The following is a 13949-nucleotide window of genomic DNA, read 5'->3' on the forward strand; positions in this document are numbered from 1 at the left end:
CGCGGCGGCGGTGCGCACCTCGGTGCGGCCCTGCTGCTGCTCTTTCGCCAGGCCGACCAGTTCCCCCAGGCCGGCGATGGTGCCGACCAGGCCGGACATCTCGGCCGGGACGATGACCGTCTTGGCGGTCGGGTTGCGCGCCAGTTCGGCGAAGGCCTCGACGTATTTCTGGGCCACGAAATAGTTGATGGCGTTGACGTCGCCGCGGGCGATGGCCTCGGACACCATGGCGGTCGCCTTGGCCTCGGCCTGGGCTTCGCGCTCGCGGGCCTCGGCGTCGCGGAAGGCGGCTTCCTTGCGGCCCTCGGCCTGCAGGATGGCCGACTGCTTGGCCCCCTCGGCGCGGGCGATGGCGGCCTGCTTCTCGCCCTCGGCCTCGGTGATGACGGCGCGGCGCTCGCGCTCGGCCTTCATCTGCCGCGCCATGGCGTTGGTGATGTCGGCGGGCGGAGTCAGGTCCTTGATCTCGATCCGGTTGACCTTGACGCCCCACGGCTCGGTCGCGGCGTCGATCACGGTCAGCAGGCGCGAGTTGATGTTGTCGCGCTGGAACAGCACCTCATCGAGATCCATCGAGCCGACCACGGTGCGCAGATTGGTCATGCACAGCTGGGTGATGGCGTAGGGCAGGTTCTCGACCCGGTAGGCCGCGCGGGCCGCGTCCATCACCTGGATGAAGACGATGGCGTCGACCTTCACCATGGCGTTGTCCTTGGTGATGACCTCCTGCTGGGGCACGTCGAGGACCTGCTCCATCATGTTCATGCGGCGGCCGATACGCTCCACGAAGGGCGTCAGCAGGCTGATGCCGGGCGACAGCGTCCGCGTGTATTTGCCGAACCGCTCGACCGTCATCTCGCGGCCCTGCGGCACGATCTTGACCACGCTGAACAGCAGGATGAACGCCAGAACGACCAGTGCGCCGACGAAGAGGGTGGAAAAGTCCATCAGTGTCTCCTTTTCCCCTCAAGGTTAGCACCCGTGGGCCCGCCCGCCAGCGAAACCGGACCCCGGTTCATGAACTCCCTGTAATAATTCCCGCGCCACCAGCCTGACAGGGGCGGAATTGAACGGGGGCGCTCCCCGGAAGAAGCGCCCCCATCCTCACGATACGACCGTCTATTCGACGGTGTAGGATTCGCCGTCGATGGCGCAGAGATCGACGCTCTCCTCGACCAGGGACTCGCCGTTCGAAAAGTCATAGCGGAGGTCGTATTCACAGGCCTCGAGCCCGTCATCGACCGCGATCTCGACGGTCTCGCCGTTCCGGACCACCTGGTCGCCGAGGATGTCCTCCTCCCAGCTGTCGCTGCTCGGCAGGGAGATATAGATGTGGGTCAGCGTATAGCCGGTGTTGTTGGTCAGATCGAAGCTGACGGAGGCGGTCTGGGCGACCGCGCCCGGCGCGACGAGGGCCAGGCCCAGCGCGGCCGTGGCGAAGAGATGCTTGATCATTTTGGTATCCCCCGGAGCCCACGTGATGCGGGGTCCCTCATCAGCGATTACAGTGTTTCACGGGCGCTTCAAGACCGCGCCATGACCGCCGCGGCCTCGATGATGCGCCGCGTTTCCTCCCAGCCGACGATCTCGCTGACGGCGTCCAGGGAATGAAAGGCCGCCTCGGTCGCGTCATCGCCCGCGACCGGCTCGCCCGACAGCCAGCGGGCGGCGTAGTCGATCAGCACATAGTGACGGCCCGCGTCCGGAAAAATCCCGTCCACCACGTCCAGCAGGCCGGTGATCTCCGCCACCACCCCGGTCTCCTCGCGCAACTCCCTGAGCGCCGCGTCGACCGCCCGCTCGCCCGGCTCGATGCGTCCGCCCGGCAGGCTCCACTCGCCCCGCAAGGGCGGCCGTCCCCGCCGGATCAGCAGCACCTGGTCGCCGCGCAGGCAGACGACGCCGGCGCAGGGGACGGGAGCGGGCAGGGGGGTGGTCATGGCGTGACGATAGCTTGGGCCTTTCGCGTCGCCCACGACTTTGACACAACCGGGCCATGACACCCCCGTCCGCCGAAGCGCTCGCCGCCCTGAAGTCCGCCCTCGGCGACGGCGGCTGGACCGACGACCCGGCCGAAATCGCGCCCTGGCTGACGGAATGGCGCAACCGCTGGACCGGTCACACCCCGCTGATGCTGACGCCGCGCTCGACGGAACAGGTCGCCGCCGCCGTGCGCATCTGCGCCGAACACCGCATCGCCATCGTCCCCCAGGGCGGCGACACCGGCCTCGTCGGCGGCCAGATCCCCTATGGCGAGGTCCTGCTGTCGACCCGCAAGCTGCGCGCGGTCCGCGACGTCACGCCCCTCGACGACGCCATGACCGTCGAGGCCGGGATCACCCTGCTCGAGGCCCAGCAGGCCGCCGCCGCCGTCGACCGGCTGTTCCCGCTCAGTCTCGCCGCCGAAGGCACCGCCACCATCGGCGGCGTCATCTCGACCAACGCCGGCGGCACCGCCGTGATCCGCTACGGCGTCATGCGCGACCTGGTGCTGGGAATCGAGGCCGTCCTGCCTGACGGCGAGGTCTTCCATGGCCTCAAACGCCTGCGCAAGGACAACACCGGCTATGACCTGAAACAGCTGCTGATTGGGGCCGAGGGCACCCTCGGCGTAGTCACCGCCGCCACTCTCAAGCTGTTCCCGGTCATGCGCTCCCGCTCCACCGCCATGGTCGGCCTCGACTACCCCTCGGCCGCCATCGAGCTGCTCGCCCGCGCCAAGGCCGAGACCGGCGGCGGCGTCGAGGCCTTCGAGCTGATGAAGCGGCTCGGCATGACCTTCGTCCTCGCCAACATCCCTGCGACGCGCGAGCCGCTGGACTCCACCCCGCCCTGGTACGTCCTGATCGAACTGGTCTCCGGCGAGCCCGGCGCCGCCGACGCGGCCATGGAGCGGCTGCTGACCCACGCCTTCGAGACCGGCCTGGTTGTCGACGCCGCCATTGCCCAGAACGACGCCCAGCGCGCCGCCTTCTGGAAGGTCCGCGAGGAACAGTCCGCCGCCCAGAAGCCCGAGGGCGGCGGCTGGAAGCATGACGTCTCCGTCCCCGTCTCCCGCATCGCCGACTTCCTCGAGGAGGCCACGGCCGCCGTCGAACGCTTCCACCCCGGCGCCCGCGTCAGCGCTTTCGGCCACGTCGGCGACGGCAATCTGCATTACGACGTCCTGTGTCCCCCCGGCGGCGACCGCCCGGCCTTCCTCGCCCGCTGGGCCGAGGGCTCGCAGATCGTCCACGACATCGTCGCCCGCTATGACGGCTCCATCTCCGCCGAACACGGCCTCGGCCGGCTCAAGACCGACGAGGCGCGCCGCTACAAGTCGCCGCTGGAGATCCGGACCATGCAGGCGGTGCGAGCGGCCATCGACCCGCACAGGATCATGAACCCGGCCGTGCTGTTCTGAGTTGGACCGGGGCCCGCTTGCCCCTTTCGCTCTTCCGTCCTACCCCTCCGCCTCGATTCACCACCCCCGGAGCCCGCCCATGACCCTCGCCCTGCTGTTCCCCGGACAAGGCAGCCAGTCGGTCGGCATGGGCGCCGCCCTGGCCGACGCCTTCGCCTCCGCCCGCGAGGTCTATGCCGAGATCGACGACGCCCTGGGCCAGAAGCTGTCGCTGCTGATGCGCGAAGGCCCCGAGGACCAGCTGACCCTGACCGAGAACGCCCAGCCCGCCCTGATGGCCGTCTCCGTCGCCGCAGCCCGGGTGCTCAAGGTCGAGTTCGATGTCGACGTCAGCCGCGCCGCCTTCGTCGCCGGCCATTCGCTCGGCGAATACTCCGCCCTGTGCGCCGCCGGCGCGATCAGCCTCAGCGACACCGCCCGCCTGCTGAAGCTGCGCGGCCAGGCCATGCAGCGGGCCGTGCCCGTCGGCCGTGGGGCCATGGCCTCGCTGATCGGCCCGAAGACCGACCTCGCCCTCGCCGAAGCCGCCGCGGCGGCGGGCTCCGAGGTCGGCGTCTGCGTCGTCGCCAATGACAACAACGCCGGCAATATCGTCATCTCGGGCGACAAGGCCGCCGTCGACCGCGCCATCGAAAAGGCCAAGGAACTGGGCGCCCGCGCCATCCCGCTGAACGTCTCGGCCCCCTTCCACTGCCCGCTGATGCAGCCCGCCGCCGACGAGATGGCCGACGCCCTGGCCGACGCGAAGATCGTCGCCCCCGCCGTCCCCGTCGTCGCCAACGTCACCGCCCGCCCGGAGACCGACCCGGAGGTCATCCGCCGCCTGCTGGTCGAACAGGTCACCGGCCGCGTCCGCTGGCGCGAGTCGATGGAATGGATGGCCGGGGAGGGCGGCGTGACCCGCTTCGCCGAGATCGGCTCGGGCAAGGTCCTGACCGGCATGGCCAAGCGCATCGCCCCGGACGCGGAGAGCCTGTCGCTGAACACGCCGGAAGAGCTGGAAGCGTTCGCGAAGTCGCTGGGCTAGGGCGGTGAGGTGGCCAAACGAGAATGAGTGGGGCGAGCTTGGCTGGCTGAAGGATGAGCCGCTGGAGTTCAGGCGAGGTTTGCTGGGGAAGTGGTCTGCATCGACGGGCAAATACAGCCTGAAACTCAGGATGAACAACTTTCCCGATGAGCCGCTATGGACGCTTTTTGGTAACGGCCGACAGATCACTCACTTCGACGACGCCCCTTCAGCCTGGACAATTCGATACTGATTTTTGATAGGTAAGTTCAACATGTTCAATCTCACCGGCAAGACCGCCCTCGTCACCGGCGCCACCGGCGGCATCGGCGGGGCCATCGCCCGGGCCCTGCACGCCCAGGGCGCGACCGTCGTCCTGTCCGGCACCCGCGAGGCGGTGCTGCAGGATCTGGCGAAGGAGCTCGGCGAGCGCGCCTTCGCCGCCGCCGCCAACCTGTCGGACGCCGACTCCGTCGACGGCCTGATCGCCCGCGCCGAGGAGGCCGCCGGCGCCCCGCTGGACATCCTCGTCGCCAATGCCGGCATCACCAAGGACGGCCTGCTGATGCGGATGAAGGACGAGGACTTCACCGACGTCATCAAGATCAATCTGGAATCTTATTTCCGCCTCTCGCGCGCCGCCATGAAGGGGATGATGAAGCGCCGCTCCGGCCGCATCATCGGGATCACCTCGGTGGTCGGCGTCACCGGCAATCCCGGCCAGACCAACTACGCCGCCTCCAAGGCCGGCATGATCGGCTTCTCCAAGTCGCTGGCGCAGGAGGTGGGCTCCAGGGGCATCACCGTGAACTGCATCGCCCCCGGCTTCATCGCCTCGCCGATGACCGACGTGCTCAACGACCAGCAGCGCGAGACCATCCTCAAGACCATCCCGCTCGGCCGGCTGGGCGAGGGCGACGAGATCGCCGCCGCCGCCGTCTATCTGTCCTCGGACGAAGCCGCCTACGTCACCGGCCAGACCCTGCACGTCAACGGCGGCATGGCGATGATCTGATGAAAATCCTGCGCATCCTCGCCACCATCCTCAGCGGCCCGATGCTGCTGATCGGGATCATCTGGGTGCTGCAGGGCCTGAACATCCTGCCGGGCAGCTTCATGACCGGACAGATCATCTGGGCCGTCTACGGGGCGCCGCTCGCGCTGGCGGGCGGCGGGCTGGTCTGGTGGGTCAACCGGGGCGTTCAATCCCGGTAACGGGCTATTTCCAGCCGCCCCGGCTGTGCTAAAGCCCACGCAACCGGTTCGCTGAGTCTTCGTTGAAGGCTTGCGCAGCCGTCGCCGTCGTCATACGGCAAAGACTGAAGACAACAGCCGCCGTGGCGGCCCTGAAAGCAGAGACACCCATGTCCGACACCCTGGAACGCGTCCGCAAGATCGTCATCGACCACCTGGACGCCGATCCGGAAAAGGTCGTTGAAAAGGCCAGCTTCATCGACGATCTGGGCGCTGACTCGCTCGACAACGTCGAACTGGTCATGGCCTTCGAGGAAGAATTCGACATCGAGATCCCCGATGACGCCGCCGAGCACATCCAGACCGTCGGCGACGCCGTGAAGTTCATCGACGAGAAGCTGGCCGGCTAAAGCCGCCAGCCGATCGTACGGCACGAGAGGCCGCCGCGACGCCCCAGGGCGCGCGGCGGCCTTTTGCGTTTGGGGCCTGGAGTTGGTCCGAAACGGCCGTGGCGCGTCAAGCTGCTGGCGCAGGCTGTCTCCGTCACCAGCGCAGGGCGAACCGACCGGCCACAGCGCCGATGACCCCGGCCGCCGCGATGCCGAGCGTGTACCAGGTCGCCACGAAGGCGGCGGTCGATTCCGGGCAGTGCAGCACGCCATAGGCGGTCGCCGCCATGGCGCCCGCCGCCACGCCGAGCGCCATGCCGGCGAAGGCGGGCCGGGTCGGAGCCAGCGACCGCGCGGCCAGAAAGACGGGGAGGGCCGACGCCGCCGCTGTCATCAGGATGTTGGGGCCGCAGATCGTCCATGTTTGACCCAGCCAGACCGCCATACGCTGGTCGGCCGGGGCGGCCGCCACTTCGATCGCGCCCCACAGAATGGCGGCTCCGACCACGCCAAGCAGCGTGATCAACGGTGTCCGCGTATCCGCCCCCGGCCGTCCCGCCCTGAGCGCGAGCCACAGCGCCGCGCCTGCAAGGGCGGCCGTGTACAAGCCCTTCAAGACAAGCGTCGGGGACGACAGAACCTCGGTCAGGCTGTGGTGTACGCCCAGCAGCAACGCCACGGCTGTGACGGAGGCGGCGGCCGCGGCGATCAGCAGCCAAAGATTCAGCCGGGCGGGACGGGCGGGCTGCAGGCCGGCGGCGAGGGCGTCGATCAGGTCGTCAGTTTTCATGGGACACGCTGGCCGCCAGGGCCTTCATGGAACGGTGGACGCTCACCTTGGCCGCGCCCTCGGTGCAGCCGTTTCGAGCCGCGGCCTCGGCGAGACTGAAGCCTCCGATGCGCACATCCTCGATCAGGCGGCGCTGACGCAGCGGCAGGATCGACAGGACCTTGGCGAGATCGCGTCGCACCGCGCCGTCCTCGACGGAATGCTCGGCCAGCAGCACGTCTGCGTCCTCGAGCGGCACGTGCGTCCGCCGGCCCTGGCGGCGGAAATGGTCGATCAGCTTGTAGCGCGCGATGGCGTAGGCCCAGGCGGTGAAGGCCATGGACCGGTCGTAGGTCGCCCGCTTGGCGTGAATCGCGATCAGACAGTCCTGCACCAGATCCTCGACGTCGGCTTCAAGGCCGATCAGGCGACGCCTGAAAAAGGGGGTCAGGGCGCCGCGCAGTTCGGTCAACAGGGCGCGCCAGGCCACGGGGTCGCCATCGAGGCCCCGCAGCATCAGGCGCTTCAGCTCGGCTTCCCTGTCCACCACGCATCCTCATTCGTGCGGAACCCGCCCGAGGTTACATTGCCCCGGAAGATCGGCGGTCAAGAAAGTTTTCGCCGCCGCGTAACCGTGACCGCACCGCCGTCGAACCCCCCTCCGCCAGGCCGCGCCACTCCGGACGGCCGTGTTGAGGAGACCACCCATGAACACCCCCGCCCAGATTCTCATCGGCGCCGGCGCCCTGCTCGCGCTCGGTGTCACCGCCGTCGCGGCCCAGGAGCGCCCGGCCCCGGCCGAGGAGAAGAAGATGGAGAAATGCTACGGCGTGGCCCGCGCCGGCCAGAACGACTGCGCCGCCGGCCCGGGCACCAGCTGCGCCGGCACCTCGACCCGCGACTGGCAGGGCAACGCCTGGAAGCTGGTTCCCGAGGGCACCTGCGCCGACATCCGCACGCCGCGCGGTAACGGCTCGCTGACCCCCATCGCGAACCGCTGATGTCGAGCCTTCCGACCGCCGGCCTGAGCCTGAAGCCGCAGCATTTCGCGGAGGCCGAGGCCTGTCCGGCGGTCGGACCCCGGCGGGGCCTGTGGTTCGAGGTCCATCCCGAGAACTACATGGTCGCCGGCGGGCCGCGACCGGGCTGGCTGGAGCGTATCCGGGCCGTGCGGCCCCTGTCCCTGCACGGCGTCGGCCTGTCCCTGGCGGGCGACGAACGGCCCGATCGTGATCATCTCGCGCGCTTTCGCTCCCTGATCGACCGATTCCAGCCCTTTCTGGTGTCGGAGCATCTGGCCTGGTCGCGGCGCGGCGGCGTCTATCACCCCGACCTGCTGCCCGTCCCACGCAGCCGCGAGATGCTGGGCCTGATCTGCGCCCATATAGACGAGGCCCAGTCGGCGCTGGGACGCACCCTGCTGATCGAGAATCCCGCCGCCTACCTGCCGCTGGCCGGCCACGACTGGGACGAGGTGGACTTCCTGGCCGAGATCGCCCGACGTACGGGCTGCGGCCTGCTGGTCGACGTCAACAACGTCCATGTCAGCGCCTGCAACCTCGGCCAGTCGGCCGAGGACTGGCTGGACCGCGTGCCGGCGGCCCTGATCGGCGAAATTCATCTGGCCGGTCATCGGCCGGACCCGGTCTGGGGCGAGGCGCTACTGATCGACAGCCATGACGCGCCGGTCAGCGAAGCCGTCTGGCGCCTGCACGAGCGGCTGCTGGCCCGCATCGGCCCCCGGCCGACGCTGATCGAGCGCGACGGCCGGGTGCCCGCCTTCGACCTGTTGCTGCAGGAACAGACGCGGGCCGCCGGCGCGTTGGCCTCGACGAGGGCTCCGGCATGACCGCCTTTCACGACGCCTTCGCGCAAGCCCTGGAAGGTCGTTTCGACGACCTGTGGCCCCACCTCACGCCCGACGATCGGACCCTGGGAGCCATCGCCGTCTACCGAAACACCTCGATCAAGGGCCGCATAGACGCGCTGGAGGCCAACTATCCCACCGTCGCGCGCATGGTTGGCGGCGACTGGTTCCGGGCCGCCGCGCGCGAGTTCGTCGAGGACCAGCCCGGCGACGATCCCGTGCTGGCCGGGTTCGGCGAGGGCTTCCCCGCCTGGCTGGCCGCCTTCGAGCCCGCGCGGGACCTGCCTTACCTCTCCCCGATCGCCCGGCTGGACCGCGCCTGGACCGAGGCGCATCTGGCCCCCGACGCGCGGCCTTTGACCGCCACGCGGGCGGCCGCGGCCGGACTGGCCCTGACCGCCGCCCCGGCGCGCCTGCACCCGTCCGCCCGGTTGTTCTGGTTCGACTGGACGGCGCCGTCACTGTGGCTGGCGCATCGCGAGCCGGACGAGGCCGCGGAACTCCATTGGCGGCCCGAGGCCGAGGGGCTGCTGATCCACCGTCCCGGAGCCGAGATCCGGGCGCGGCGCCTCAGCCGCGCCGAATGGGCCTTCCTCGACGCCGGCCGCAAAGGCCGCCCGTTCGGTCTCGCCGCCCTGTCCGCCGGCGCGACCGGGTCCCACGTCGACCCCTCAGCCGTGTTCGCCGGTCTGATCGCGGCCGACGTATTCGATTCCACCTGCCTCCGGAGCCCTGAACCATGAACGCCATCGCCCGCATCCACGACCGTATCGGCGCCGCCATTCCCTCATGGCCCCTGGCCTTGCTGCTGCGCGTCGGCGTGGCCGCGCCCTTCTTCCTGTCGGGTCGCACCAAGGTGGACGGCTTCCTGACCCTGTCGCCGTCGACGCACTATCTGTTCGCCGAAGAGTATCGCGTGCCTCTGCTGCCGCCGGAGACGGCGGCCCTGATAGCGACCTATGCGGAGCATCTGCTGCCGATCCTGCTGGTCATCGGTTTGGCGACGCGGCCGGCGGCGCTGGGCCTGCTGGCGATGACACTGGTGATCCAACTGTTCGTCGTACCCGGCGGCTGGCCGACCCACCTGCTCTGGGCCGGGCCGCTGATCTACCTGATCGCCCGCGGCCCCGGCGCGGCGAGCCTCGATCGACTGTTGAAGCTCGATTGATCCGGGGATCCGCGATGCGATTGCTGGCATTGACCCGCCGGTCTGCCCTGCGCCCCTGACTCCCGCCTAGCCCCGCGCCCCTCCACCCCCTATTCTCTCCGGGAGATTCACTGCAAAGGACCGCCGCATGCGTCGCGTCGTCGTCACCGGCCTAGGCCTCCTTACCCCCCTTGGCTGGGGCGTCGAGCATAACTGGAAGGGCATCGTCGAGGGCCGTTCGGGCATCGGTCCGATCACCAATTTCGACGCCGAGGGCTGGGGCTGCACCATCGCCGGCGAGATCCCCTCCGTGGATGGGCGGGGCGGCGGGGCGCCGGGCCAGCCGGGGGTGTTCGACCACGAAAAGGTCATGTCGCCCAAGGACCGCAAGCGGGTCGACGACTTCATCGTCTACGCCATCGCCGCCGCCGACGAGGCCTTGGCCGACGCGAACTGGAAGCCCGAAAGCGCCGAAGACCAGGAGCGCACCGGCGTCATGGTCGGCTCCGGCATCGGCGGCCTCGGCCCCATCGCCGACACCGCCGTCATCCTCAAGGAACAGGGCCCGCGCCGGGTCAGCCCCTTCTTCATCCCCTCGGCCCTGATCAACCTGACCTCGGGCCAGATCTCGATCCGTCACGGCCTCAAGGGTCCCAACCACTCCGTGGTGACGGCCTGCGCCACCGGGGCTCACGCCATCGGCGACGCCGCCCGGATGATCGCCATGGACGACGCCGACGTCATGGTCGCGGGCGGCGCCGAAAGCTCCATCGTGCCGATCGGCATCGCCGGCTTCCTGGCCTGCAAGGCCCTGTGCACCGCCTTCAACGACGCCCCCGAGAAGGCCAGCCGTCCCTATGACAAGGACCATGCCGGCTTCGTCATGGGCGAGGGCGCCGGCATCATGGTGCTGGAGGAGTATGAGCACGCCAAGGCCCGCGGCGCGAAGATCTACGCCGAGATCGTCGGCTACGGCATGAGCGGCGACGCCTATCACATCACCGCCCCGTCCGAGGACGGCGAGGGCGGCCTTCGCGCCATGAAGGCGGCGCTGAAGCGGGCCGGGATGCAGCCGTCGGACCTCGACTACGTCAACGCCCACGGCACCTCGACCATGGCCGACTGGATCGAACTGCGCGCCATCGAGCGGCTGGTCGGCGACCATGCGAAGAACCTCGCCGTCTCCTCGACCAAGTCGATGACCGGTCACCTGCTCGGCGCCGCCGGGGCCATTGAATCGATCTTCTCGGTGCTGGCCATCCGCAACCAGATCGCCCCGCCGACCATCAATCTCGACAATCCCGAGCAGGAAACCCCGATCGACCTGGTCCCGCACAAGGGCAAGCCGATGAAGATCGAGGTGGCCATGTCCAACAGCTTCGGCTTCGGCGGCACCAACGCCAGCGTCATCTTCAAGAAGGTCGGCTGATGTTCGGACGCTCCCGGGGGGCGGGCGCTCCGAAATCCCGTTCGCCCAGATCAGGGCAGGCCACGGCCCTGCTGGCCGCCTCGGCCACCTTCAGCCTGTTCCTGATCGCCGCCATCGTCGCCGCCTGGAGCGTCTTCTACGCCCCGGGACCCGAGGCCCGCGGCGGGGCCGAGACCACCATCGTCACCCTGCCCAGCGGCGCCGGCGTCAGCGCCATCGCCGCCAATCTGAAGGCCGCCGGGGTGATCCGCTCGACCGATATGTTCAAGGTCGCCGCCACCCTGACCGGGGCCGACCGCAAGCTGCGCGCCGGCGAGTACGAGGTGCCGAGCAAGGCGTCCCTGCGCTCCGTCCTGGTGCTGCTGGTCGAGGGCCGCGTCGTCCGCCACTACGTCACCCTGCCCGAGGGCTGGTCGTCGGCCCAGGCGGTCGACATCCTGATGCGCCAGCCGCTGCTGACCGGCGACATCCCGACCACGCCGGAGGAGGGCTCGCTGTGGCCCGACACCTATGAGATCAGCCGCGGCGACACCCGCGCCTCCGTCATCGCCCGCATGACCAAGGCCCAGGCCGACAATCTCGCCCGCCTGTGGGCCGCCCGCTCGCCCCGCACCGTGGTCAAGTCGCCGGAAGAGGCCGTCATCCTGGCCTCCATCGTCGAGAAGGAGACGGCCGTGGCGGCCGAACGCCCGCGCGTCGCCGCCGTCTTCTCCAACCGCCTGCGCATCGGCATGCGGCTGGAGAGCGATCCGACCATCGTCTACGGCATCACCCAGGGCCGGCCGCTGGGCCGCGGCATCCGCCGCTCCGAGCTGGACAGACGGACCGAGTGGAACACCTATCAGATCGACGGCCTGCCCCCGACGCCGATCGCCAATCCGGGCGGCGAGGCCCTGGCCGCCGTGCTGAACCCGCCGGCGTCGGACGAGCTGTTCTTCGTCGCCGACGGCTCGGGCGGCCACGCCTTCGCCCGCACCTATGAGGAGCACCTCGCCAACGTCGCCCGCTGGCGCGAGATCGAGCGCCGCAAGGCCGGCCTGCCTCCGGGCGCTCCGCCGCCGGCCGTCCCCGGGACCTCCCCCGGCGTGCCCAACGCCGACCCCGACGCCGCCACTGTTCCGCCCGGCGTCGTCGTCCCGCCCGGCGCCCAGGTCATCCGCGTGCCGCAACAGGCGCCCGCCCAATGAGCACCATCTCCGGCATGACCGGCTTCGGCCGCGGCGAGGGGGCCGGGGGCGCCTGGACCTGGTCGGTCGAAGCGCGCTCGGTCAACGGCCGCAATCTCGAGGTCCGCTTCCGTGGTCCCCCCGGCTTCGACAGCCTCGAACGCGCCGCCAAGGCCTCCGCCCAGCGGCATTTCACCCGCGGCCAGATCACCGTCGGCGTGCAGGCGAAACGCGCCGACCCCGGCGCCGCCGCGCTCAAGGTCAATGACGACATCCTCGCCCGCTACCTGACCCTCGCCAACCAGCTGGCGCAGGACGGGGCGGCCCCGCCGTCCGCCGACGGCCTGCTGGCCCTGCGCGGCGTGCTCGAGACGCCCGAGGAGGAAGAGGACCCCGACGCCCGCGCCGCCGTCGAGGCCGCCATGGCCGCCTCCATCGACGCCGCCTTCGACGCCCTGAGGACCTCCCGCGACCGCGAGGGCGCCCAGCTCCTGCCGGTGGTCGAGGCCTTCGTGGAGCGTATCGAGGTCCTCGTCGCCCGCGCCGAAACCGAGGCCGCCGCCCAGGTCGAGGCCATCCGCGACCGCTTCACCCGTCGCATGACCGAGCTGGCCCCCGACGCCCCCGGCCTCGCAGACCGCATCTTCCTCGAGGCCGCCGCCCTGGCCACGAAAGCCGACGTGCGCGAGGAGCTCGATCGCCTCACCGCCCACCTCGCCTCGGCCCGCCAACTGTTGCGCCAGCCCCCCGCCGGGCGGAAACTCGACTTCCTGATGCAGGAATTCATGAGGGAGGCGAACACCCTCTGCTCGAAATCGGCTACGACCGCGCTCACCGGAATCGGCCTCGAGCTGAAGGCCGTCATCGAGCAGCTGCGGGAACAGGTCCAGAATGTCGAATGAACGCACGCCCCGCCGCGGCGTCCTGCTGATCGTCGCCAGCCCCTCGGGCGCCGGCAAGACCAGCCTGTGCCGCCGCCTGATGGCCGACCACGGCGGCCTCGAGCTGTCGATCTCGATGACCACCCGCGGCATCCGTCCGGGCGAGGTCGCCGACCGCGACTATCACTTCGTCGACGACGCCGAGTTCCAGCGCATGGTCGAGGCCGACGCCTTCCTCGAATGGGCCGACGTCCACGGCAGCCGCTACGGCAGCCCCCGCGCGCCCATCGACCGCGCCCTCGCCGAAGGCCGGGACGTGCTGTTCGACATCGATTGGCAGGGCGCCCGCCACATCGCCCGCAAATGCCCCCAGGACGCCGTCCGCGTCTTCATCCTGCCGCCCAGCCTCGAAGAGCTGCGCCGTCGCCTCGTCACCCGCTCCCAGGACGCCGAGGACGTCATCGACCGCCGCATCGCCAACGCCAAGGGCGAGATCGAGCACTGCGGCGAGTTCGACTACGTCTTCGTCAACGACGACTTCGACCGCTCCTACGCCGAGCTGGCCCACATCTACCACGCCGAACGCAGCAAGCGTTTCCGCAACGTCTGGGTCGACGGCTACAAGACGGCCCTGCTGAACGAGCAGGTCTGAAGCATTCCTCCCCCGCAGGGGGAGGGGGACCACGCGAAGCGTGGTG

At 69.8% G+C, this 13949-nt stretch carries 18 protein-coding genes; 13 read left to right on the top strand and 5 right to left on the bottom strand.

Going from position 1 to position 13949, the window contains the following annotated elements; genetic code table 11:
* The 3 genes from RDU12_RS04965 to RDU12_RS04975 form a co-directional block, all read right to left on the bottom strand.
* Positions 1 to 948 (bottom strand): SPFH domain-containing protein (locus tag RDU12_RS04965; RefSeq protein WP_308684193.1); only part of this gene is annotated, 948 nt, incomplete at its 3' end.
* Between the two features lie 171 nt (positions 949 to 1119).
* Positions 1120 to 1455, bottom strand: coding sequence for a hypothetical protein (locus RDU12_RS04970; protein ID WP_300291556.1), 336 nt, complete (start codon positions 1453 to 1455; stop codon positions 1120 to 1122).
* A gap of 68 nt (positions 1456 to 1523) precedes the next feature.
* Positions 1524 to 1940 carry an NUDIX hydrolase gene (locus RDU12_RS04975; protein WP_300291558.1) on the bottom strand — a complete coding sequence of 139 codons (417 nt, stop codon included), beginning with the start codon at positions 1938 to 1940 and terminating at the stop codon, positions 1524 to 1526.
* A gap of 56 nt (positions 1941 to 1996) precedes the next feature.
* Here RDU12_RS04975 and RDU12_RS04980 point away from each other — a divergent pair, with 56 nt between their 5' ends.
* From RDU12_RS04980 to RDU12_RS05000, 5 genes are all read left to right on the top strand, one after another.
* Positions 1997 to 3403 (top strand): FAD-binding oxidoreductase, encoded by a 1407-nt coding sequence (locus RDU12_RS04980; protein ID WP_300291560.1) that lies wholly within the window; start codon positions 1997 to 1999, stop codon positions 3401 to 3403.
* A 79-nt stretch (positions 3404 to 3482) separates the two neighbouring features.
* Positions 3483 to 4430: an ACP S-malonyltransferase gene (gene fabD / locus RDU12_RS04985; RefSeq protein WP_300291562.1), complete on the top strand. Its 948-nt coding sequence runs from the start codon at positions 3483 to 3485 to the stop codon at positions 4428 to 4430.
* Positions 4431 to 4683: 253 nt separating this feature from the next.
* On the top strand, positions 4684 to 5424 hold the full coding sequence (gene fabG, locus RDU12_RS04990; protein WP_308684194.1) for a 3-oxoacyl-[acyl-carrier-protein] reductase: 741 nt from the start codon (positions 4684 to 4686) through the stop codon (positions 5422 to 5424).
* A complete protein-coding gene (locus RDU12_RS04995; RefSeq protein ID WP_308684195.1) occupies positions 5424 to 5624 on the top strand; it encodes a hypothetical protein in 201 nt (66 codons plus the stop codon). The genes fabG and RDU12_RS04995 overlap by 1 nt, the downstream gene beginning before the upstream one ends.
* 149 nt (positions 5625 to 5773) lie before the next feature.
* Positions 5774 to 6013, top strand: a complete 240-nt coding sequence (locus RDU12_RS05000; RefSeq protein ID WP_055830235.1) for an acyl carrier protein — start codon at positions 5774 to 5776, stop codon at positions 6011 to 6013.
* A gap of 133 nt (positions 6014 to 6146) precedes the next feature.
* Here RDU12_RS05000 and RDU12_RS05005 read toward each other — a convergent pair whose 3' ends face one another.
* Together RDU12_RS05005 and RDU12_RS05010 are read right to left on the bottom strand one after the other, a co-directional pair.
* Positions 6147 to 6782 (bottom strand): DUF1109 domain-containing protein, encoded by a 636-nt coding sequence (locus RDU12_RS05005; RefSeq protein ID WP_308684197.1) that lies wholly within the window; start codon positions 6780 to 6782, stop codon positions 6147 to 6149.
* Positions 6772 to 7308 (bottom strand): sigma-70 family RNA polymerase sigma factor, encoded by a 537-nt coding sequence (locus RDU12_RS05010; RefSeq protein WP_308684198.1) that lies wholly within the window; start codon positions 7306 to 7308, stop codon positions 6772 to 6774. Before RDU12_RS05010 ends, RDU12_RS05005 begins: the two co-directional genes overlap by 11 nt.
* A 160-nt stretch (positions 7309 to 7468) precedes the next feature.
* On the opposite strand from RDU12_RS05010, the gene RDU12_RS05015 reads away from it, so the two are divergent.
* From RDU12_RS05015 to gmk, 8 genes are all read left to right on the top strand, one after another.
* Positions 7469 to 7762, top strand: a complete 294-nt coding sequence (locus RDU12_RS05015; RefSeq protein WP_300292848.1) for a DUF2282 domain-containing protein — start codon at positions 7469 to 7471, stop codon at positions 7760 to 7762.
* Positions 7762 to 8610 carry a DUF692 domain-containing protein gene (locus tag RDU12_RS05020; protein WP_300292850.1) on the top strand — a complete coding sequence of 283 codons (849 nt, stop codon included), beginning with the start codon at positions 7762 to 7764 and terminating at the stop codon, positions 8608 to 8610. Before RDU12_RS05015 ends, RDU12_RS05020 begins: the two co-directional genes overlap by 1 nt.
* Entirely contained in the window at positions 8607 to 9371 is a 765-nt protein-coding gene (locus tag RDU12_RS05025) for a DNA-binding domain-containing protein (RefSeq protein WP_308684199.1), read from the top strand. The genes RDU12_RS05020 and RDU12_RS05025 overlap by 4 nt, the downstream gene beginning before the upstream one ends.
* Positions 9368 to 9796, top strand: a complete 429-nt coding sequence (locus RDU12_RS05030; RefSeq protein ID WP_300292651.1) for a DoxX family protein — start codon at positions 9368 to 9370, stop codon at positions 9794 to 9796. The genes RDU12_RS05025 and RDU12_RS05030 overlap by 4 nt, the downstream gene beginning before the upstream one ends.
* 127 nt (positions 9797 to 9923) lie before the next feature.
* A complete protein-coding gene (gene fabF, locus RDU12_RS05035; RefSeq protein WP_300292653.1) occupies positions 9924 to 11204 on the top strand; it encodes a beta-ketoacyl-ACP synthase II in 1281 nt (426 codons plus the stop codon).
* Entirely contained in the window at positions 11204 to 12391 is a 1188-nt protein-coding gene (mltG, locus tag RDU12_RS05040) for an endolytic transglycosylase MltG (protein ID WP_308684201.1), read from the top strand. Before fabF ends, mltG begins: the two co-directional genes overlap by 1 nt.
* Complete coding sequence (locus tag RDU12_RS05045; RefSeq protein WP_300293415.1) at positions 12388 to 13272, top strand: YicC/YloC family endoribonuclease; 885 nt, start codon at positions 12388 to 12390, stop codon at positions 13270 to 13272. Before mltG ends, RDU12_RS05045 begins: the two co-directional genes overlap by 4 nt.
* On the top strand, positions 13262 to 13903 hold the full coding sequence (gmk, locus tag RDU12_RS05050; protein WP_300293417.1) for a guanylate kinase: 642 nt from the start codon (positions 13262 to 13264) through the stop codon (positions 13901 to 13903). The genes RDU12_RS05045 and gmk overlap by 11 nt, the downstream gene beginning before the upstream one ends.
* Positions 13904 to 13949 lie beyond the last annotated feature (46 nt).

It is taken from the genome of Brevundimonas sp. (genome assembly GCF_031082345.1).
Classification (GTDB): domain Bacteria; phylum Pseudomonadota; class Alphaproteobacteria; order Caulobacterales; family Caulobacteraceae; genus Brevundimonas.